Origin of the sequence: Nocardioides sp. NBC_00850, assembly GCF_045207335.1 — a bacterium.
Taxonomy (GTDB): Bacteria; Actinomycetota; Actinomycetes; order Propionibacteriales; family Nocardioidaceae; genus Nocardioides.
Window position 1 is genome coordinate 2877045 of the sequence record NZ_CP108845.1, and the last position, 22070, is coordinate 2899114.

Below are 22070 nucleotides of genomic sequence, written 5' to 3' on the forward strand. Positions count from 1 at the left end.
CAGGGTCCGGTCGCGGGTCAGTTGCCCTTGGCTTCCTGAGCCGCGGACTCGAACGCTTCCTTGACCTGATCGGCGTCACCGGCGGCGTTGAGCGCGGCCTGCTCGGCCTTCGACAGTGCGGCCGAGGTCGCGAGGTAGCTGGTGCCGAGGTCGGTCGTCCGGCCCTGGGCGCTGGAGATGGCGTCCGCCCACGGCTGGTAGTGCTCCGTGGAGGCGATCTGCTGCTTGCGAGTGGCCTCGGTGGCGGTGAAGTAACCGAGCATGTCGTCGGTCTCGATCTGCGTCTTCGAGCCGAGCAGGCAGTCGAGCACTTCCTTGGCTGCCGCGTAGTGGGCGTCGCTGTTCTCCTTGTGCAGCGGCACCACACCGAACTCGCCGCCGGTCGGCACCGGAGCCGCGCCGCCGTCCTGGCTCGGGATGGGCATCATCTTGATGGGGAACTTCTGCTCGGTCGCTGCCTGGGCGAACCACGAGCCGTTCTCGGCGAACGCGTACTCGCCGGTGAGGAACAGGTCCCAGGACGCGGACTGGTTGTCGGTGACGGCCGACTTGGGGGTGTACCCCTTGCCGATCCAGTCCGAGACGAGCTGGCCCGCCTCGACGGCGTCGGCCGAGCCGATGTCGGACAGGTCGGCGCCGGATCCCCAGAACCAGGGCAGGAACTGGAAGGTGCCCTCCTCGCCGGGGACGCCCGCGAACGTGATGCCCTTGTGGCCGGCTCCGGTCACCTTCTCCAGCGCGGCGTTCAGGCTCGCCCAGTCGGTGATGCTCTCCGGGTCGACCCCGGCGTCGGCGAGGACCTTCTCGTTGTAGTAGAGGCCGAGGGTGTTGGCGCCGACGGGGACCCCGTACGTCTCGCCGTCCACGGTGCCGGGGCCGGCGAGGTTGGCGTCGGCGTCGGTCGCCTCCAGGCCGACCTCGTCGATGGGGGCCAGCAGACCGGAGGCCGAGGCCTCTGGCATCGCCGGGTTGTCGAGGAACACCACGTTCGGTGCGTTGTCCTCGCGGACGGCCGTCGTCAGGTTGTTGATCAGGTCGGTGTTCGGGGCGGCGGTGCGCTTGATGGTGGTGCCCTCCGGTGCGCACGACTTGACGTACTCGGCCCAGTCCGAGCTGTCGTCGTACTGCGGGTAGGGGTCCCAGAACCCGATCTCGGTGACCTTGCCCGACTCTTCCGAGGAGCCGCACGCCGCCAGAGACATGGTCAGCGCGGCCGCGGTGAGGAGGGCGACCGTACGACCGTGGGGGCGGCCTGGGGTGGGGGTGCTGTTCATCTCGTGTCCTCTCGCATCATTGCGTGGGTTGTTGAACCGGTTCGACAGTGGGCGCGACGAGGCGCTCCGTACGATCCCGGCGGTGGGTCAGCTGGTACTGCCGCGGTCGCGGAGCACCGGGGTGACGAACCGGACGATCGGCGGTCCGGCCGCGACCGGGTCGGTGACCCGGCCGATCAGCCGGGAGACCGCCTGGCGTCCGAGCTCGTCCGCGGCCGAGTCCACGGCTGTATAGGGGAGCGAGAACTCCTCGCCGAAGTCGCGCGAGTAGAGGCTGACCACGCTGAGGTCCTCCGGGACTCGCACCCCGCGTTCGCTCAGGATCGAGGGCAGCGCGGCGACCGTCGCGTCGTTGTGGACGATCAGTCCGGTCGCGGTCGGGTGCGCGTCGAGGATGCGGTTGACGGACTCGCCGATCGCGGGCTGGCGCGACTCGCCGTGGTAGCAGTGGATCTGGATGCCGTGTCGCGCCGCGCGCTCGACGGCCGCGTCGCGGAACCGCCAGGCATAGGTCCCGCCGCGCTCGACCACGTGGTGCGGCGGCGCGATCAGGATCAGCTCGCGGTGATCGCGTTCGTGCAGGTGGTCGACGAGCATCCTGGCCGCCTCGCCGAAGTCGAGGTCGACGAAGTCCAGGCCGGCGGTGTCGCGGGCGAGGCCGAGCAGGACCCCGGGCTTGCGGACCGCCCTCAGCGCCTCGAGGCGCGGGTCCTCGGCGGTGACGTCGAGGAGGACGATGCCGTCGACCATGCGGGAGTCCGCGATCCGGTGGATCGCGGAGGGGCCGTCGGGGTCGGTCACCATCAGGATGTCGTAGCCGAGCTCGCGGGCCCGCATGGAGATCGGCAGGACGTACTGCAGCATGGCCGGCGCGAACTCGTCCTCGTGGAACTGCAGCAGCAGTCCGAGCACCATCGTCTGCGAGGTGGCCAGCGCGCGTGCGCCGGCGTTCGGCGTGAAGCCGAGCTCGCGGATGGCGTGCTCGATCCGCTCCCGCGTCTCGGTCGAGATCGTGCGCTTGCCGGAGAGGGCGTAGGAGACGGTGCTCCGCGAGACGCCCGCGTGCCGCGCTACGTCTTGGATGGTGGCCAACTCGCTACCTGACTTTCGAACCGGTTCGACACTGGAATTGACTAGATTGTGATCAACATCACGCGTCGTGTCAAGGGTGTCGACAGGGCTCGACGCGGCGAAGGTGGTTGAGGTCAGCGGGAGCGGGCGGGTGGGACGATCTGGACCGGCCCGTCGACCCGGGCGGCGACCCAGGTGCGGTGGAAGTCGCTGCCGGGGGCGACCTCGGCGCGGCGCTCGGGTTCGTGGATCAGGTCGACGGGGCACTCGAGCTGCTGGCGTGGCGCGGGTGTGGGGCGAGGGCCGCTGTGCTCGGCGATCGCCTCCGCCAGCGCCTCGGCGACGGGCTTGCGCCGGTGGTCGACGGTGAAGAGTCCCAGGTCGTACTCCCGCTCGGGGAAGTCGACCAGCGATCGGTCCAGGTCGTGGGAGCACCACCAGGTGATGCCGAACAGCGCCGGGTTCTGCGCGACGTGGTCGACGGTGCCGGTGACGAACTCGCGCACGCTGTCGGGTCCGATCTCCGGCAGGGGAGCGCCGATCTCCTGGAGCCAGACCGGGCGCCCGGGCTCGGTGGCGTACGCAGCAGCAAGCTCGACCAGGTAGTCGGCATGCGTGAGCGTGGCCGGACCCAGAGGCGCGTCGATCGCGCCGACTCCGTTGAAGACCCATGAGTGCACGGTGCTGAGGTCGCCGAGCGTGGTGACGTCGGCGGGGCCGAAGGGGTGGTCGGGTGCGTAGAAGGCGTCGTCGAAGAGCGAGTGGAGGCAGAGCAGGCCGGGAGCGGCCTTGCGCGCGGTCTCGAGGAGCTCCTGGGCCCAGGAGCGGGACTCGGCGATGGTCGTCGGGTTCGACGGCCACAGGTTGTTGACCTCGTTGCCGAGGGTCAGCGCGAAGACGTTGTCCCGGGTGGCGACCGCGCCGGCGAGAGCGTCGACGTAGGTGCGCAGCCCCTCGCGCACCTCGGCGTGGCTGAAGAGCGATCGCTGGTGGTGGGTGAGCACCCAGGACGGCAGGAAGTCGAAGCTGGACAGGTGGCCCTGGATCAGGTCGACGCAGACGTCGAGCCCGCGGGCGGCGGCCAGGTCGATGGTGGTGAGCACGTCATCGACCGCCGCGGACCGGATCAGCGAGCGGTTGGGCTGGATCCAGGGCCAGACCGGGAAGATGCGCACGTGGTCGAGGCCGAGACCCGCGAGGTCGTCGAAGTCGCGGGCGATCTCGTCGGCGTCGAAGTCGAGCCAGGAGTAGAACCAGCCGGATGAGGGCACGTGGTTGGCGCCGAAGCGCAACGGGGCAGGGGCTGAGGGCGTCGGGAGAGCTGGCACCCGCGCAATATAAACCGTTTAAGTAAACCGAGGCAATCAGTGTCCGGCGGGCGGAGCCGTGCTCTCCCGCGGGACGAGCACCGGGGTGCTCGACTGATGGCGGACGGTGAGGGTCGGGTCGGCGATCAGCCGGAGCAGCCCGCGGGCGGCCTCGGTGGCCCAGCTCTGGGTGTCGCGGGTCAGCGCGGTCAGCGAGGGGTGGGTGAGCCGCGCCAGCAGCGAGTCGTCGAAGGAGAGGATGGAGAGGTCCTGCGGCACCCGTACGCCCATCTCGAGGGCGACGCCCAGGCCGGCCACGGCCATCACGTCGCTGTCGTAGACGATCGCGGTCGGCCGATCCCGACGTGACAGCACCCGGCGGGTGATGACCGCCCCCTCGGAGTCGCTGTAGTCGGTGGGGATCGAGACGACCTCGGCCAGCTCGTGGCGTTCCTTGGCCTCTGTGAGCACGTCCATCCGGCGCTTGGTGTGCAGGAACTGCGGCATGCCGGCGACGTGGACGACGTGGCGGTGGCCGAGCGCGGCGAGGTAGTCGACCGCCTCGTGCATGGCCTCGCTGTCGTCGGCCCAGCTGAAGCTCAGCGAGGTGTCTTCGAGCGGGCCGCCGAGCACCATCACCGGGACCTCGAGGGCCTCCAGCGCCGCGAACCGGGGGTCGTCGATGAGCGGGTCGAGGAGCACGAAGCCGTCGACCCGCCTCTCTGCGGTCCAGCTGCGGTAGGCGGCCATCTCGGCCTCCGGGTCCTCGACCACGAGCAGCTGCAGCGCGGTGCCGTCCTCGGCCAGGCCGGCCTGCAGGCCGGAGACGATCTGGCCGAAGAACGGCTCGAGGCCGAGCGTACGTGCGGGGCGGGACAGGATCAGGCCGACCGCTCCGGCGCGCGCGTTGCCGAGAGACCTGGCCGCGCGATGGGGGCGCCAGTTCATCTCGTCGGCGACCGCGAGGATGCGCCGCCGGGTCTCCTCGCTGACTCCCGGCCGTCCGTTGAGCGCGAACGAGACCGCGCCCTTGGAGACGCCGGCGCGCTCTGCGATGTCCGCGATCGTGGGTCGTGCCATCGACAAGTCCTTCCTGGGACGAGGCCGGAGGCGATTGTGGCGCCCCTCACACGGATGCCTTGACGGCACACCTCGTTCGGTGAATAGTACGGCCCGAACTTAACCGCTTTATCAAAAGCTTTCAGCAAGGAGCCAGAAATGAGCGTACGCCGGTTGGTGGGGGTCGCCGCTGGGTTGGCCATGGGCATCACCGCGATGACGGGTTGCGGGGCCGGTGACGAGCCGTCCGCCGGTGACCTCGAGGGCAAGATCGAGGGCAAGGTCTCGATCCAGACCTGGGCGCTGAAGCCCAAGTTCACCGACTACGTCGAAGGTGTGATCGCCGACTTCGAGAAGGAGAACCCGGGTGTCGAGGTCACCTGGCTCGACCAGCCCGGCGACGGCTACGACCAGAAGGTGCTCACCCAGGCGTCCTCCGGCGACCTTCCCGACGTCACCAACCTGCCGCCGGACTTCGCTCTTCCGCTCGCCCAGCAGGACCAGCTCCTCGACCTCGAGAAGACCGACGTCGACCTGGAGGGGACGTTCGTCGAAGGTGGCCTGGAGGGCTACCAGTACGACGGCCTCGACGGCACCTACGGCTACCCGTGGTACCTCGGCACCGACGTGAACTACTGGAACAAGGACATGCTGGCCGAGAACGGGCTCGACCCCGCCAGCCTGCCCACCGACCTCGACTCGCTGATCGAGCAGGCCAGGACGCTCAAGGAGAAGTCCGGTGGCAAGGTCTACCTGATGACCCGCAAGCCCGGGCTCAACGACCTGCAGCAGGCCGACGTACCGATCTTCAACGAGGACGGCACCGAGCTCACCTTCAACACGCCCGAGGCCGTCGAGCTCGTCCAGAAGTACGCCGACGCCTATGCCGAGGGGCTGCTGCCGAAGGACATCCTGACCGACACCTTCCAGGGCAACGCGGAGCTCTACAACCAGGAGAAGGCCGCCTGGACGACGGGCAGCTCCAACATCTCCGGCCTCGAGGAGGCCAACCCGACCCTCGCGAAGGGCACCGAGATCTCGCCGGCCTTCGGCGACGGCCCGCTCTACGTCCAGGGCCTCTCGGTGAACGCCAACAGCAAGAACCTCGCCGCCGCGAACGCGCTGGCCCAGTTCGTGACCAACCCGGACAACCAGCGCGAGTTCGCCAAGCTGGCCCCGGGTGTCTACCCGAGCACCGTCGCCTCGCAGGAGGACCCCTACTTCACCGAGGACGACGGTTCCGTCGCCGCCAAGGCGAAGGTCACCGGCCTGAAGACCCTGACCACCGCCATCCCGAACAACCCGAAGGTCTCGCCGGCGATGTCGACCATCATCGACCAGCAGATCGGCCTCGCCATCAGCGGTGACGCGACGCCACAGGAAGCCCTCGACAACGCCGTCGAGGAGTGCAACAAGCTGCTGGCGCAGTGACGGACTCCATCAAGATGAGCGGCCGGGTGCGTGAACACAAATGGTTCACGCCCTGGTTGCTCGTCGCGCCCGCGACCCTGTGGCTGTGCGTGTTCAACCTCTATCCGGCGTTGAACACGGTCTACATGGCCTTCACCAACAAGAAGCCGCTCGGCGGAGGAGACTTCGTCGGGCTCGCCAACTTCGAGCGGATGCTCGATGACGACCAGCTCGTCTACGCCCTGACCAACTCGGTCCTCTACATGCTGGTCTGCGTACCTCTGCTCACCATGCTGCCGCTGCTGCTGGCGGTGCTGGTGGAGAAGAAGCTGCCCGGCCTGACCTTCTTCCGGGTGGCGTTCTACACCCCGGTGGTCGCCTCGGCGGTGGTCGTCGCGCTGATCTGGAACTGGATGCTGGACGACCGCGGCGCCATCAACGCGATCCTGCAGGCGCTGAAGGTGGTCCAGGAGCCGCTGCCGTTCCTCACCGACCGCTGGCTGCTGCTGTTCAGCGCGATCAGCCTGACGGTCTGGAAGGGCCTGGGCTACTACATGATCATCTACCTCTCCGCGCTCGGGAACGTCGGCAAGGAGCTGCACGAGGCCGCCGCCGTCGACGGCGCGGGCCCGGTGCGCCGGTTCTGGAGCATCACGGTCCCCGGCGTACGCGGCACGATGCTGCTGATCACCATCTTGATCACGGTCTCCTCGCTGCGGGTCTTCTCCGAGCTGTACGTGATGACAGGCGGCACCGGCGGACCGGGAGGCCGGGTCAGCTCGGTGGTGATGCTGATCCAGATGTACTCCACCGGCTTCACCGGCCACCTCGGCTACGCCTCGGCGTTGAGCCTGCTGCTCTTTGTCCTCACCCTGGTGCCGATGGTGCTGCTGGCCCGCCTCAACAGGAAGGACGGCTGATGACCAACCAGAGGAAGCAGAAGTCGTACGCCTTCCACCGGATGTCCGTGGGGGAGGTCGTGCTGCGCTACGTGCTGCTGGCGGTGGTGCTCGTCATCACGGTCCTGCCGTTCGTCTGGCAGCTGTCGACGTCGCTGAAGGGGATCGACGAGAACATCTACACCTCGACCCCGCGGTTCATCCCGGAGGACCCGACGTTCGCCAACTACACCAAGGTCGCCGAGGTCGTTCCGGTCGTCGACTACGCGATGAACTCGCTGATCGTCGCGGTCCTGGTCGTGGGCGGCAACGTCCTCGGGGCCACGATGGCGGGCTACGCGCTGGCGAAGCTGCGCTTCCGCGGGAGCCGGCTGGTGCTCGGTGCGCTGCTGGCCACCCTGATCCTGCCGGGCGAGGCGACGATCATCGCCCAGTACGTCACCGTCCGCTCGCTCGGACTCACCGACACCCTGCTGGGCGTCGCGCTGCCGGGCATGATCGGGATGATCAACGTCCTGCTGATGCGGGCCGCGTTCACCGCGATCCCCGACGAGCTCGAGATGGCTGCCAAGGTCGACGGCGCCAACGCCTGGCAGCGGCTGATCCACGTCAACCTCCCCGGCGTACGCGGCATGCTCAGCGTCATCTCGATCTTCGCGTTCATCGGGGCCTGGGACGACTTCCTGTGGCCGCTGATCGTGCTGACCGACCCGGAGAACCTCACGCTGACCGTCGGCCTGCAGTATCTGTCGGGCACATTCACCAACAACCCCCGCCTGATCGCGGCAGGCACGATGATCTCGTTCGTCCCGATCGTGATCGTCTTCGCGGTGCTGCAGCGCTACTTCTTCCGCGGGGTCGAGGAAGGGGCCATCAAGGGATGACCGACCTGCAACTGACCTCCGCCGAGAGCGCCCGCTTCGAGGAGGAGGCCTCGCGCCTGCTGTCGTTCGCCCGGGCGTCCCGTCACGACGGCGGCGGCTTCGGGTGGCTCGACGAGCGCGGTCGGCTCTCTCCCGAGCGGCCCGTCGAGACCTGGATCACCTGCCGGATGACGCACGTCTTCGGGCTCGCGCAGCTGCGCGGTGACGCCTCGGCCGCGGCGTACGTCGACCACGGGGTCGCGGCGCTGACCGGGCTGCTCCACGACGACGACAACGGCGGCTGGCACTCCGCGGTCTCTCCGGGGACCGGCGAGGTGATGAGCACCGTGAAGGAGGGCTACGCCCACGCCTTCGTCGTGCTCGCCGCCACCACCGCGTACGCCGCCGGCCACCCCGGCGCGGAGGCGCTGCTCGACGACGCGCTGAGCGTGATGGAGGAGCGGTTCTGGCGCGAGGACGACGGCATGATCCTCGACGTCTGGAGCGCCGACTGGACAACTCTGGACGGCTATCGCGGCGTCAACGCCAACATGCACACCGTCGAGGCGTTCCTCGCGGTCGCCGAGGTGACCGGGCGTCGGCTCTGGCTCGAGCGCGCGCTGCGGATCCTGGAACGGGTCGTGCACGGCTTCGCGCGCGAGCACGACTGGCGGCTGCCGGAGCACTTCGACTCGTCCTGGCGGGTCGAGCTGGACTACAACGCCGACGAGCCGGGGCACCCGTTCCGGCCGTACGGCGTCACCATCGGGCACCTCTTCGAGTGGGCGCGACTGGCGCTGCACGCGCGCACCCTGCTCGGGGAGGAGGCTCCTTCGTGGCTGCTCGAGGACGCGCAGTCGCTCCTCGCCGCGGCGACCTCGCGCGGTTGGTCGGTCGACGGAGCTCCTGGTTTCGTCTACACGACCGACTTCGCCGACAAGCCCGTCGTGCGCGAGCGGATGCACTGGGTCGCCGCCGAGGCCGTCGCCGCGGCCTGGACCCTCTTCCGCGACACCGGCTCCGCCGCCGCGCTCGCGGACGTACGCCGCTGGTGGGCCTACTGCGAGGAGCATCTGATCGACCGCGAGCATGGCTCCTGGCACCACGAGCTCGACGCCCACAACCAGCCCTCGGCCACCGTCTGGCCGGGCAAGCCGGACGTCTATCACGCCTACCAGACCGTGATCCTGCCCCTGCTCCCCGCGAGTGCCAGCTTCGCCGGGGCAGCCCGCACGACCAGCGGCGGGGGAGTGACGTGAAGGGTCCTCGGGATCCCGTCGCCGCCCGTGCCGGGGTCGGCTACTCGTCGGAGGACGCCTGGCTTCTCGAGGTGGAGCCCGGGGCCGGCGATGTCGAGGCTGAGTTTCCGCTGGCGGCGCCGATCGAGGTGGCCGACGGGGACGAGCTGCGCTTCGTGGTCTTCCCGGAGTCGGCATCGACCGATGAGCGGCGGTGGGATTCGACGTACGTCTGTGTGGACGGGCTGCTCGACGACGGGCGGCGACTCAGCGAGGTCGGGCTGGTCGACCAGTACGGGCAGACGCTGACTCCGGCCGCGCAGGGGGAGGGGAAGCGGGCGTGGGTGGACCAGTGGAACCTGCGGCGGGTGGCTCTGACCGGGCTGGCCGGGTGCCGGATCGAGCGGCTCCTGGTCGTGGTCCGTGCCACTGAGGTGCCGCTGCGGGTGTGGGTCGACGACGTCGGCGTACGCCCCGCCCGCCCGCTCCCGGCGGAGCCGCTCGATCAGGTCGACATCCGCCGGGGAACGCACTCCAGCGACCGGTTCTCGCGCGGGAACAACGCGCCGCTGGTCGGTCTGCCGCACGGCGGCGTCTTCGGGCTGCCGATGACGAATGCCGCCGCGGGCAACTGGCCCTACGCCTGGCACGCGCACAACCGCGACACCGCCGGTGGGGCGAACCGGCCGGCGATCGAGGCGTTCGCGACCTCGCACATCCCGAGCCCGTGGATGGGCGACCACGGGGTCTTTGGGGTGATGCCGAGCCCGCTCGCCGAGCCCGACGACGACCGGCGCGCGCGGGCGCTGGGGTTCGACCATGCAGACGAGGAGGCTGGACCGCACCGCTACGCGGTCGCGCTCGACGGTGGGGTCACCGCCGAGCTCGTCCCCGGCGACTTCGCGCTCGGGATGCGGTTCACCGGGGCCCGCTCGCTCGTGCTCGACCACCATGGCGAGATCCGGTCGCTGACCTGCGAGAACGGCAGGGAGGGCCTGATCGTCCGCGCCCTCCTCGACGACCGCGAGGGCAAGCCCGCCCAGCACATCCACCTCCGCGTCGAGGGCACCTCCCAGCTGCGCCTGGGCGGGGGCCGGCTCCGCGGCCACATCGCGCTGAACGGGGCGGGGACCGTCGACGTACGTCTCGGGATCTCGACCGTCAGCGACGAGCAGGCGGCGGCCAACCTGGACGCCGCCGGGAGCTTCGACGAGATGGCCGCGACTGCCCGTGCCGCGTGGGAGCAGGCGCTTGCGACCGTCGAGATCGAAGGCGCCAGCGAGGACCAACTGATCTCGATCCGGTCCGGGCTCTACCGGCTCTTCCTCTACCCGAACCGCTACGGCGAGGGGCCCGCGCACGCGCACACCTCGCCGTACGACCTGACCGCGGTCAGGCACGCGCCGATGACGGTCACCCACGGCTTCTGGGACACCTACCGCACCGCCTGGCCGCTCCTCACGCTGCTCGACCCGGCCGGCGCCGGCGAGCTGGCGGAGGGCTTCGTGGAGCACTTCCGCGACCGCGGCTGGACACCGCGCTGGAGCGCACCGGCCGCCGAGGACTGCATGACTGGCACCACCTTCGACACGGTCCTCGCCGACCTGGCGCTGCGGGGTGTCCCCGGGATCGACCTGGAGACCGCCTACGCCTCGGCGCTGAAGAACGCGACCGTGCCGGCCGACGACGTACGGGTCGGGCGCAAGGGGCTGCGGCACGCGATCTTTCGCGGGTATGTCGACACCGAGACCCACGAGGGCATGTCCTGGACGCTCGACAACGCGATCAACGACTGGTCGATCTCCCGGCTTGCTCGGATAGTCGGGGATGAAACTGTCGGTCTACTGGCTGGTAACCGACCGGTTGATCCCCGACTATCCGGTGCCGCGGAGGATCTGGCGGCCGAAGAGGAGTACTTCTCGAGGCGGGCGCTTGGGTATCGGAAGGTCTTTGACACCTCGCGCGGGTTCTTCATCGGGCGTACGCCCTCCGGAGACTGGCGGGACTGCTTCGACCCCGACGAGTGGGGGCACGACTACACCGAGACCAACGCCTGGGGGACCGCGTTCACCGCGCCCCACGACGGCGCCGGGCTGGCCGCGCTCCACGGCGGCGGGGCGGCTCTCGGCGCGAAGCTGGACGACTTCTTCGCGCGCCCCGAGACCGGCGCGGCATCGCTGTCGGGTCACTACGGGGTCGCGATCCACGAGATGACCGAGGCCCGGGACGTACGGATGGGGATGCTCGGCCTCTCCAACCAGCCGGCCCACCACATCCCGTTCATGTACATGTTCGCCGGGCGCCACGACGACGCCCACCGGATCGTCCGCGAGTGCCTCGGCCGCCTCTTCGTCGGCTCCGACCTCGGCCAGGGCTATCCCGGTGACGAGGACAACGGCGAGATGTCGGCCTGGTACGTCTTCGCGACCATCGGCCTCTATCCGCTGGTGCCCGGCTCGGCCTCCTACGTGATCGTGCCGCCGTCGGTGCGGCGCACCGTGCTGCGGCCTGCCGCGGGCGAGGAGATCGTGATCGAGGCGGTCGGGAGCGGTGGATACATCCGCTCGGTGATGCTCGACGGCGAGCCCTGGGCCGAGATCTCGATCCCGCACGCCCGCCTGGTCGACGGGGCGCACCTGGTCATCGAGCTCTCCGAGGTGCCGTGCGGCTGGGCGAAGGACTCCCGGCCGCCGTCGGCCTCGCGGATCGCGCCCGGGCTGCCGGTGACCGACGCGGCCGTCGTGGTTCCCGCCTCGCTGACCGATGACACCGGCGAGACCACGATCGCGCTGAGGGCGGGGGAGCAGGTGGAGGTCCCGCTCGTCGGCGAGCGGTGGCTCTCCCTCTACACCGTGACCTCCGCCGAGCCGGGCGACCTGGCCTGGGCGCTGGACTACCTCGACGCCGGCGGCGCCACGCTGGCCCGTGAGGAGCGGGCTGCTGAGACGTACGTCTGGGCTGGTCAGACCAGGGTTTTCCGGGTCCGGCGCGGCGCCCCGGTCGTGGCCGGCGCCGTACGGTTCACCGCGTTGTCCGACTGCGTGCTCACGCAGCTGGAGCTCATCGAAGACGACCTCGAGAACAGACAGGACGAGCACTGATGCACGACGACGTACACCTCACCGAAGGCCGGGTGAGCCGGGTCCTCAAGGAGCGCCTGTGGCCGGCGGTCCACACCACCGCGGCGCCCGTGAGCGTCGAGTGGCACGAGCTGCCGGGGGAGCCGATCGCTCCCGCGGAAGGGCTGACCCTGGCGTACGAGAAGGTGGAGGTCGGCACCGACTGGGGCCCCGCTTGGGGGACGACCTGGTTCCGGATCACCGGGACGGTGCCCGCGGAGTGGGCCGGCAGGCGGGTGGAACTGGTCTGCGACCTCGGGTTCGACGTCAACATGCCCGGCTTCCAGTGCGAGGGGCTGGTCTACACACCCGACGGCGAGCCGGTCAAGAGCCTCAACCCGCGCAACCAGTGGGTGCTGGTGGCTTCGGAGGCGGTCGGTGGTGAAGAGGTCGAGCTCTTCCTGGAGGCAGCGGCCAACCCGGTGCTGCTCGACTACCACCCCTTCCTGCCCACCCAGGAAGGCGACATCCAGACCTCCTCGCCCAAGAAGCTCTACACGACCCGACGGATCGAGCTGGCCGTCTTCGAGAAGGACGTCTTCGAGCTCTGCCTCGACCTGGAGACGCTCCACGAGCTGCAGGTCGAGCTGCCCGAGGGGCCGCGCAAGTTCCGCATCCTGCAGGCCATCGACGACGCCCTCGACCGGGTCGACCTGCAGCGCATCGCGGAGACGGCGGCTTCGGCCCGCTCGGCTCTCACTGGGGTCCTCGAGGCGACCTCGCACGACTCCGCCCACCAGATCTCCGCGATCGGCCACGCCCACATCGACTCCGCCTGGCTGTGGCCGGTGCGCGAGACGATCCGCAAGGTCGCCCGCACCACCTCCTCGATGACCGAGCTGCTCGGCGAGGACCCCGACTTCCTCTACGGGATGTCATCGGCCCAGCAGTATGCCTGGCTCAAGGAGCACCGCCCCGAGGTCTACGCCAAGGTCAAGGCCGCGGTCGCCGAGGGCCGATTCATCCCGCTCGGCGGCATGTGGGTCGAGTCCGACACCACGATGCCGTCGGGGGAGTCGCTGGTGCGGCAGTTCCTCTACGGCCAGCGCTTCTTCGAGACCGAGTTCGGGATCCGCTGCAAGGGCGTCTGGCTGCCGGACTCGTTCGGCTATTCGCCGGCCCTGCCGCAGCTGATGAAGCGGGCCGGGTTCGAGTGGTTCTTCACCCAGAAGATCTCCTGGAACCAGGTCAACAAGTTCCCTCACCACACCTTCGAGTGGGAGGGCATCGACGGATCCCGCATCCTGAGCCACTTCCCGCCGATGGACACCTACAACTCCCGGCTCTCCGGCGACGAGGTCGCCAAGGCGTCGCGCCAGTTCCGCGAGAACCGGCTCGCCACCGGGTCGATCGCCCCGGTCGGCTGGGGCGACGGCGGTGGCGGCACCACCCGCGAGATGGCCGGCAAGGCCCGCCGGCTACGTGATCTGGAGGGCTCCGCCCAGGTGTCCTGGCGGCACCCCGACGACTTCTTCGCCGAGGCTCGCGAGGAGCTGGCCGAGCCGCCGGTGTGGGTCGGCGAGCTCTACCTCGAGCTCCACCGTGCCACCCTCACCTCCCAGCACCTGACCAAGCAGGGCAACCGGCGCTGCGAGCACCTGCTCGTCGAAGCCGAGCTGTGGTCGGCCACCGCCGCTCTACGTGGCCTGGCGGACTACCCCTACGACGAGCTGGACGCGCTGTGGCAGCAGATCCTGCTGCAGCAGTTCCACGACATCCTGCCGGGCACCTCGATCGCCTGGGTCCACCGCGAGGCAGCTGCCCAGTATGCCCGGGTCGCGGAGGCCGCCACCGCCCTGATCGACCGGGCGCTCACCGCGCTCGCCGGCGAAGGCACGGTCGCGCTGCGTGCCGACGGGCGCTCGGGTGCCGTCACGGCGGCCGAGCCCGTGGCGGCGGGATCCGTGGTCGAGCAGGACGGGACGTACGTCTTGGACAACGGCATCGTCCGGGTCGCCGTCTCCGCCGAGGGGCTGATCACCTCGGCGCTCGATCTTGCGACCGGACGCGACGCGATCCCTGCCGGGGCCGAGGCCAACCTGCTCCAGCTCCACCAGGACTTCCCGAACATGTGGGACGCCTGGGACGTGGACCGGTTCTACCGCAACCGGGTCACCGACCTGCGCGAGGTCACCTCGATCTCGGTGACGCCCGACGGGCTGGTCATCGAGCGGCCCATCTCCGCCGACTCCTCGACCATGCAGGTGCTCTCGCTCGCTCCCGGCTCGAGGGTGCTCGACATCTCGCAGAGCACCGAGTGGCACGAGACCGAGAAGTTCCTCAAGGTCGCCTTCCCGCTCGACGTCAAGGCCGAGCAGACGCTCGCCGAGACTCAGTTCGGCTACCACCGCCGCCCGACGCACACCAACACCTCCTGGGAGGCGGCGAAGTTCGAGACCTCGATGCACCGGTGGGTTCTGGCTTCGGAACCTGGGTTCGGCGTCGCGCTGGTCAACGACTCGACGTACGGCTTCGACGTCACCCGTCCTTCCGCTCTGACCACGGAGGTGCGGTTGTCGCTCCTGCGCGCGCCGCGTTTCCCTGACCCGGAGACCGACCAGGGCGTGCAGACCCACCGCTATGGCCTGGTCATCGGGGCCGACGTCGCGGCCGCGACCGAGGCGGGCGCCGCGCTCAACACGCCTCCCCGTCCTGTGTCGGGAGCCCGTGCGGTCGAGCCGTTGGTGACCGTCTCCGGCGAGGGCCTGGTGATCTCGAGCGTGAAGCTCGCCGCCGACCGCTCCGGCGACCTTGTCGTGCGTGTCTACGAGTCCACCGGCGCGCGTACGCAGGGGGAGCTGCGCGTCGGAGAGAGCTTCGGGCGGGTCGAAGAGATCTCGCTCGTGGAGGACCCGATCGCGGAGGTGAGCGCTGACGGCGGTGTCGTCGCGCTCAGTCTCGGTGCCTTCGAGGTCCGCACCCTGAGGTTCCACCGCAACTAAAGGAGATCAGCACCATGTCAGTTCCCCACATCTCGCGTAGACGCATCCTGCTCGGTGCCGGAGCGGCAGGCCTCGCGGCCACCGGTCTGGCCACGTCGGCGAGCGCGGCCCGTCCGCTCGCTTCGCCGACCCTGATGACCGGCTATGTCGAGGTCAACAACTACAGCGTCGGCAACGTCGCCAAGTACGAGCTCGCCGGAGGCGGCAACGTCTTCGACATCGGCCTGATCTTCGCCGCCAACATCAACTACGACGGCCAGCGGGCCTACCTCTACAACAACCCGCAGGTGCAGGCGCAGCTCGACGCCGCCGACGTACACATCCGCCCGGCCCAGGCCAAGGGCATCAAGATCCTGCTCTCGGTGCTCGGCAACCACCAGGGCGCCGGGTTCGCCAACTTCCCCGACCGCGCCGCCGCCGAGGCGTTCGCCGACCAGCTCGCCGACGTGGTCAACCGCTACGGACTCGACGGGATCGACTTCGACGACGAGTGGTCCAACTACGGCGCCAACGGCACCGGCCAGCCCAACGACTTCTCCTTCGTCTACCTCCTCGAGGCACTGCGCTCGCGGATTCCCGACAAGCTGATCACGCTCTACTTCATCGGCCCCACCGCCGAGCGGCTCTCCTACGGCGGAGTCAACGCCGGTGACCTGCTCGACTACGCCTGGAACCCCTACTACGGCACCTGGGGCGTCCCCGACGTCCCCGGCCTCGGCAAGCCTGCGCTGGCGCCCGCCGCCATCAACATCCAGGGCACCTCCTCCGCGACCGCCGCCAGCCTCGCCTCCCGCACCGTCTCCCAGGGCTACGGCGTCTTCAACACCTACAACCTCGGCTCCGCCGACGCGAGCGCCTACCTCTCGACCGTCACCCGCAACCTGTACGGCAAAGCGACCGTCTACACCGGCTGACCCATGGTCCGGCCGCCGCGTTCTGGGAGTATCGTTCGCCCACGAACCGCGGCGGCCGGTCGTGAGGGAGAAGAGGCGGCTTAGATGGGTGTCACGAGCGAGAGCGGGCGGATCGTCGCGGGTGGCCGGAAGGGCACCTACGTACGCCTGGCCGAAGGGCCGCAGGAGCGCCACATCTCGCGCACCGATCTGGCGCGTAGGCCCGAGGATCTCGGCGACCCGGTGCTGACCGTCGCGCACCTGTCCGACATGCACATCTGCGACCACCAGTCGCCGGCTCGGGTCGAGGTCCTGGACCGGCTCATGGACCCCGACACCGCGACCCGTGAGCTGATCGACGAGATCGGGACGTACCGGGCACAGGAGCTGCTGACCGCCCAGGTCGGCGCGGCGATGGTCGAGGCGGTCAACGAGATCACCGAGGGTCCCATCGGCGGTGGCCCGCTCGACCTGGCGATCGCGACCGGCGACAACACCGACAACGGGCAGTACAACGAGCTCGACTGGTATCTGACCCTGCTCGACGGCGGCCGGCTGACCCCCGACTCCGGCGACATGCTGCACTACGAGGGCGTCGCCGCCCTGCCGGACAAGCGCTTCTGGCACCCCCAGGGCGAGACGTACGACATGCGCCGGGGCGACCACGGCTTCCCGCTCGTCCCCGGGCTGCTCAAAGCCGTGCGCAAGGCGATCGACTCACCCGGGCTGGAGGTGCCGTGGCTGGCCGTCAACGGCAACCACGACGGGCTGCTGCAGGGCACCGTGCCGGACAGCTCCGCCATCGGCGAGATCGCGGTCGGCGACCTGAAGGCGATCGCCATGCCCGAGCACTGGACCGACGAGGCCAAGGCGAAGCTCATCGCCGGGCTGATCTCCGGTGACCCGGTGGCGCTCGGGATGCTGGCCGAGCTCGAGCCGTACGAGGTGACCCCCGACCGGCGTCGCCGGCAGACGACGCTGCAGGAGTTCGTCGACTCCCACGTGCACGACGAGGCGAAGCCGCCGGGCCACGGCTTCAAGGCAGGCGGCAAGCCCTACTACCGCTACGACGTCAACGACGAGGTCACCTTCGTCGTCCTAGACACGGTCAACCCGGCCGGCGGCTTCCAGGGATCGATCGACGCCGAGCAGTTGGAGTGGCTCGACGCCGTGCTCGCCTCCACCGACTACGACGAGCGGCTCGCGGTGATCGCCAGCCACCACGACGTGGCCTCGCTCGTCAACGACATGAGCGGCGCCGGCGGCAACCGCCGGGTGCTCAGCGACGAGATCGAGCAGACCGTCTCACGCCATGAGAGCGCCGTGCTCTGGCTCAACGGGCACACGCATCGTACGTCGGTGAAGCCTCGCGGCTCGTGGTGGGAGGTCACCGCTCCGTCCCTGATCGACTGGCCGCAGCAGGGCCGGATCGTCGAGCTCATCTCCGATGGGGACGTGCTCACCATCGCGACCACGATGCTCGACCACGCCGGTCCTGCGCGCTGGAGCGGCTCGATCGAGGAGGTGGGCCACCTCGCCTCGCTGTCTCGTGAGCTGTCCGCCAACGACTGGCAGGGACCGCAGGTGCGCCTCGCCGAGCACCCATCGGCAGGGACGGCGCAGGATCGCAACGTACTGCTCCATCTGCTCGATCCGAGGGCCTGAAAGGCCTCCGACACGCCGTTATCTAGCGAATGACAGGCGGGTGGGGTTGCGTGGACCAGCGTTCTCCGCTGGACTACCACCAACCAAGTTCACGCAAGCGGCGTGGACATCAAGCCTTTGGAGGAAAGACACGTGAGCTCGACCGCAGCCACAGGGCCTGCGGACCGGCTGGGCCTCAAGTCCGGCATGGTCATCCAGGAACTGGGCTGGGACAACGATACTGATGACGAGCTGCGGGTCGCCATCGAAGATTCCGTCGACGCGGACCTGGTCGACAGCGACTACGGCAACGTGGTGGACGCCGTGCTGCTGTGGTGGCGCGACGACGACGGCGACCTCGTCGACGGTCTCGTCGACGCGCTGACCGACCTCGTCGGAGGTGGGGTCATCTGGTTGCTGACGCCGAAGGTGGGCCGCCCTGGCGCGGTCGACCCGGCCGACATCGCCGAGGCCGCGCCGATCGCCGGACTGTCCCAGACCACCACCGCATCTGTGAGCAAGGACTGGGCCGCGACGCGTCTGCTGGCGCCGAAGACTCCTGTCTGATGCCGGCGATCCTCGGGGTCGCTGGACACCCACAGGAGATCTAGGTTGAGCCTGGCTAGACTCCCAACGGTGTTCTCGACTACGGCTGCCAAGGCGCGCACCGCCGGATCCGCGGCGAAGATCCTGGCCGGCTCCGGCATCGTCCGGCCGGTCAACCCCCTCGGGCTCGCACGGACCGGTCTGGCGCTGGCGCGCTGGGGCACCGGGCCGGCCGGAGGATTCATCGGCCTCGCCCACCGCTACCCGCGACGCACCGCGCTCATCGACGAGCTCGGCTCGTTGACGTACGCCGAGCTCGACCGCCGCTCCAACGCGATCGCCCGGGCCCTGGCGGCCCGGGGGGTCCGTGAGGGCGACGGGGTCGCGATCATGTGCCGCAACCACCGTGGGTTCGTCGACGCGACCTTGGCGGTCGCGAAGCTGGGCGCCGACGCGCTCTACCTCAACACCGCCTTCGCCGGTCCGCAGCTCGTCGGGGTGCTTGAGCGGGACAAACCCGCCCTGATCATCCACGACGAGGAGTTCACCGGGCTGCTGTCCTCGGCGACCTCGGCCGCGAGGCTGGTCGCGTGGGTCGACTCCTCGGACCCTGGTGAGACGACCGGAGCGAGGTCGAGCGGCGAGCTTGCTCGTCCGCTCGCGCCGAGCGAGGGAGTAACCGCGCGAAGCGCGGAGACGCTCGAGTCGCTGGTCTCCGGAGACGCCCGGCCGGTGCAGCCGCCGAAGCGACACGGGCGGATCGTGATCCTCACCTCCGGCACGACGGGAGCGCCGAAGTCGGCGCCGCGTCAGGAGGCCGGGGTCGACGCGGCGATCGCGCTGATGTCGCGGATGCCGATGAAGGACGGCTGGCGCTGCTTCATCGCCGCGCCGCTCTTCCACACCTGGGGGATCGCCCACCTGCTCTTCGCCGAGCTGCTCGGCACCACCATGATCCTGCGCCGCCGGTTCGACCCGGAGGACGCGCTGGCGACCCTCGCGGAGACCCAGGCCGACTCATTCGTGGTCATCCCGGTGATGATGCAGCGGATCCTGTCGCTGCCGGAGGAGACGCTGGCTGCGTACGACCTCGAGGGGATCGCCTCCCGGCTCAAGGCCGTCGCGTCCTCCGGCTCGGCGCTGCCCGGCGATCTCGCGCTGGAGTGGATGGACCGATTCGGCGACAGCCTCTACAACATCTACGGCTCGACCGAGGTCTCCTACGCCTCGATCGCCGACCCCGTCGACCTGCGGGAGGCGCCGACCTCGGCCGGCAAGATTCCGTGGGGCACACAGATGAAGATCCTCGATGGCGACGGCGTCCCGGTGCCCGATGGTGAGGCCGGCCGGATCTTCGTCGGCAACGGGCTCCTGTTCGAGGGCTACACCAGCGGCGGCGGCAAGGAGGTCGTCGACGGTCTGATGGCGACCGGCGACGTCGGGCGGTTCGGGCCCGACGGTCGGCTATACGTCGAGGGCCGCGACGACGACATGATCGTCTCCGGAGGCGAGAACGTCTTCCCGCAGGAGGTCGAGGACTGCCTCATCCGCCACCCGCTCGTCGCCGACGCTGCCTGTGTCGGGGTCGACGACGCCGACTTCGGCAAGCGGCTGCGCGGGTTCGTGGTGCTGGTTCCTGGCGCCGACGGCGACGTCGATGCGGCATTGAAGGACTGGGTCAAGGAGAATCTGGCTCGATTCAAGGTGCCGCGCGAGATCGTCGTGACCGACGCTCTGCCGCGCAACGCGACCGGCAAGGTGCTCCGTCGCGAGCTGGCCACCTGGGACAACGAGGCGGCAGAGTCGAACGGCGAGAGGGCGGCAGGGCAGTGAGTGGACTCGAGATCGGTGGTCCGGCTCCGGACTTCACGTTGCGCGACCAGTTCGGCGCCGACGTCACCCTCTCGGACTTCCACGGCAAGAAGGCAGTGGCGATCTTCTTCTTCCCGTTCGCCTTCTCCGGTGTGTGCACCGGTGAGATGAGCGGCCTGCGTGACCGGCTCGACGAGTTCGTCACCTTCGACACCGAGGTCCTGGCGATCTCGTGCGACCCGGTGTACGCGATGCGGCAGTTCGCCGACACCGACCGGCTCAACTTCTCGGTGCTCTCCGACTTCTGGCCGCACGGCGAGGTCACCCAGGCCTACGACGTCTTCAACGACCGCACCGGCGCCCCGCGACGGTCCTCCTACATCGTCGACAAGTCGGGCGTCGTGCGGTGGGCCGTGCACAACGACAACGCCGACGGCCGCGACCTCGACGAGCATCTCCGGCAGCTCCACGCGGCGGTGTGAGGAAGTAGTTTACGGATCATCAAAGGTCCGTTAACAGGCTGGTTACATGGCTTTTCCTATGCCCTGGGTGGGATCTACTCTTGAGGTGTTGAGCCGCTGATGACCCGAGACGTCAGCGGCTCAACTTCCATTTACGGCCCGGTTTCTCTGGCCCGCCCCTGATCGCGTACTCTTGGGGCGCTTCGGACGCATAGCTCAGTTGGTAGAGCGCCTCCCTTACAAGGAGGATGTCGGGGGTTCGAGTCCCTCTGCGTCCACCAACACCGCCGGTCAGCAGCACGTCCTGACTAGGCGGTTCTCTCATGAGATTCCCTGCGTCGGCCGTGAGCTCCGCTTCCGCTTCAGTGAGGCCGACGCCTGGCTGGCAGGTCTCGGCGGAGGCGCCGGGCGCACATCCTTGACTCACCTGTCGTTGACGGCGTCGGGACGGGCGAGCCATGATCGGTGGATTCGAGGTGTCGACTCGGAGTCCGCTCAGATTGTCGGGAGGTGCCATGGGAGTTCCCGCATTGGCGCGCCTGGCGGCGGATCGCGGTCGCGCTGTGCTGTTGGACACCGAGGACGCCGACCAGATCATCGACGCGTGCACCGGGGCGCTGCGCCCTCACTCACTTGCGGTACGCCAGGCCAGAGCGCGGCTCGCCACGACCCTGACCCACGTCCCGCTGCAGGACGCTTCGGTCAACCTGCTGCGCTATGGGGCCGAGGTCACGGTGAGCTCCGGTGACGGGGTCCTCGACGACTACCTCCTCACCCTCCCGGTCGCGGGGTCGGGCAAGTTCCGATACGGGGACACGGAGGTTCTGGCGGCACCGGGTCGCGGTGTCATCATCGGCCCGCATCGCGAGTTCGAGTTCATGTTCGACGAGTCCTGGGACCAGGTGGTCGTGCGCCTTGACCGAGCCCGAGTCGAGTCGGTGGCGGCTGGGCTGACCGGGGAGGTCGGACCGGTCCACTTCGACGTCGCCTTGGCCGAGGGCGTCATCAGCCTCGACGGTCTGCTGGAGTCGGCCGTCAGTCTCGTCGACTCGGCCGCGGTCGAGCATCGTCCGCAGCTGCTGTGGCAGCTCGAGCAGGTGATCATCGAGACCTTGCTGCTCGCCCAGCCGAACAATCGGACGACCGCCGCCGATCCCGGTCTTTCCCGGCCGGTGTCGCCGCGGTTGCGGCAGGCGATGGACTTCATGTTCGACCGGCTCGGTGAACCGGTGACCGTCACCGCGGTGGCTGAGGCGTGTGGGACGAGCGTGCGCAGTCTGCAGGCTGCCTTCCGGAGTGAGCTGGGGACGTCCCCGGTGCGTTGGCTGCGTTCTCAGCGGCTCGAGCGTGCTCACGCTCTGCTGGCCAGCGGCCCACCTGGGCTTTCGGTGACCGACGTCGCCTACAGCTGCGGCTTCTTCCACCTCGGCGAGTTCGGCACCGCGTTCCGCAGCCGGTACGGCGTTACGCCTTCAGCTGTTCTCGCCGAACGTCGCTGACCCACCTCCTCGCGCAATTCCGAGTGCGCGCCG

The 22070-nt window shown here is 69.3% G+C and carries 16 protein-coding genes and 1 tRNA gene; 13 read left to right on the forward strand and 4 right to left on the reverse strand.

The features are described from left to right. Positions 1-17 precede the first annotated feature (17 nt). The 4 genes from OH802_RS14035 to OH802_RS14050 all read right to left on the reverse strand — a co-directional run bounded on the left by OH802_RS14035 (position 18) and on the right by OH802_RS14050 (position 4732). Positions 18-1274 carry an ABC transporter substrate-binding protein gene (locus tag OH802_RS14035; protein WP_406028882.1) on the reverse strand — a complete coding sequence of 419 codons (1257 nt, stop codon included), beginning with the start codon at positions 1272-1274 and terminating at the stop codon, positions 18-20. 87 nt (positions 1275-1361) lie between these two features. Beyond that, positions 1362-2366, reverse strand: coding sequence for a LacI family DNA-binding transcriptional regulator (locus tag OH802_RS14040; protein WP_406028884.1), 1005 nt, complete (start codon positions 2364-2366; stop codon positions 1362-1364). Positions 2367-2479: 113 nt separating this feature from the next. Continuing rightward, positions 2480-3673 carry a glycosyl hydrolase gene (locus OH802_RS14045; RefSeq protein ID WP_406028886.1) on the reverse strand — a complete coding sequence of 398 codons (1194 nt, stop codon included), beginning with the start codon at positions 3671-3673 and terminating at the stop codon, positions 2480-2482. 36 nt (positions 3674-3709) lie between these two features. Continuing rightward, a complete protein-coding gene (locus OH802_RS14050) occupies positions 3710-4732 on the reverse strand; it encodes a LacI family DNA-binding transcriptional regulator (RefSeq protein ID WP_406028888.1) in 1023 nt (340 codons plus the stop codon). A 138-nt stretch (positions 4733-4870) separates the two neighbouring features. On the opposite strand from OH802_RS14050, the gene OH802_RS14055 reads away from it, so the two are divergent. The 13 genes from OH802_RS14055 (at position 4871) to OH802_RS14115 (ending at position 22037) form a co-directional block, all read left to right on the forward strand. Beyond that, a complete protein-coding gene (locus OH802_RS14055; RefSeq protein WP_406028890.1) occupies positions 4871-6142 on the forward strand; it encodes an ABC transporter substrate-binding protein in 1272 nt (423 codons plus the stop codon). After that, positions 6139-7041: a carbohydrate ABC transporter permease gene (locus tag OH802_RS14060; RefSeq protein WP_406028892.1), complete on the forward strand. Its 903-nt coding sequence runs from the start codon at positions 6139-6141 to the stop codon at positions 7039-7041. Before OH802_RS14055 ends, OH802_RS14060 begins: the two co-directional genes overlap by 4 nt. After that, on the forward strand, positions 7041-7904 hold the full coding sequence (locus OH802_RS14065) for a carbohydrate ABC transporter permease (RefSeq protein WP_406028894.1): 864 nt from the start codon (positions 7041-7043) through the stop codon (positions 7902-7904). Before OH802_RS14060 ends, OH802_RS14065 begins: the two co-directional genes overlap by 1 nt. Beyond that, complete coding sequence (locus OH802_RS14070) at positions 7901-9142, forward strand: AGE family epimerase/isomerase (RefSeq protein ID WP_406028896.1); 1242 nt, start codon at positions 7901-7903, stop codon at positions 9140-9142. Before OH802_RS14065 ends, OH802_RS14070 begins: the two co-directional genes overlap by 4 nt. Then, entirely contained in the window at positions 9139-12222 is a 3084-nt protein-coding gene (locus OH802_RS14075; RefSeq protein ID WP_406028898.1) for a GH92 family glycosyl hydrolase, read from the forward strand. The genes OH802_RS14070 and OH802_RS14075 overlap by 4 nt, the downstream gene beginning before the upstream one ends. Then, positions 12222-15182 (forward strand): alpha-mannosidase, encoded by a 2961-nt coding sequence (locus OH802_RS14080; RefSeq protein ID WP_406028900.1) that lies wholly within the window; start codon positions 12222-12224, stop codon positions 15180-15182. The genes OH802_RS14075 and OH802_RS14080 overlap by 1 nt, the downstream gene beginning before the upstream one ends. Positions 15183-15196: 14 nt before the next feature. Then, positions 15197-16096, forward strand: a complete 900-nt coding sequence (locus OH802_RS14085) for an endo-beta-N-acetylglucosaminidase H (protein ID WP_406028902.1) — start codon at positions 15197-15199, stop codon at positions 16094-16096. A gap of 84 nt (positions 16097-16180) precedes the next feature. Next, the gene (locus OH802_RS14090) at positions 16181-17740 is read left to right on the forward strand and encodes a TIGR03767 family metallophosphoesterase (protein WP_406028904.1); all 1560 of its coding nucleotides are present in this window, start codon (positions 16181-16183) and stop codon (positions 17738-17740) included. A gap of 186 nt (positions 17741-17926) precedes the next feature. Beyond that, positions 17927-18286 carry a DUF3052 domain-containing protein gene (locus OH802_RS14095; RefSeq protein ID WP_406029291.1) on the forward strand — a complete coding sequence of 120 codons (360 nt, stop codon included), beginning with the start codon at positions 17927-17929 and terminating at the stop codon, positions 18284-18286. A gap of 69 nt (positions 18287-18355) precedes the next feature. Beyond that, the gene (locus tag OH802_RS14100; protein ID WP_406028906.1) at positions 18356-20098 is read left to right on the forward strand and encodes an AMP-binding protein; all 1743 of its coding nucleotides are present in this window, start codon (positions 18356-18358) and stop codon (positions 20096-20098) included. Further along, positions 20095-20559 (forward strand): peroxiredoxin, encoded by a 465-nt coding sequence (locus tag OH802_RS14105; protein ID WP_406028908.1) that lies wholly within the window; start codon positions 20095-20097, stop codon positions 20557-20559. Before OH802_RS14100 ends, OH802_RS14105 begins: the two co-directional genes overlap by 4 nt. Before the next feature lie 184 nt (positions 20560-20743). Beyond that, positions 20744-20819: transfer RNA gene (locus OH802_RS14110), tRNA-Val, on the forward strand. A gap of 234 nt (positions 20820-21053) precedes the next feature. Next, complete coding sequence (locus OH802_RS14115) at positions 21054-22037, forward strand: AraC family transcriptional regulator (protein WP_406028910.1); 984 nt, start codon at positions 21054-21056, stop codon at positions 22035-22037. Positions 22038-22070: the final 33 nt, after the last annotated feature.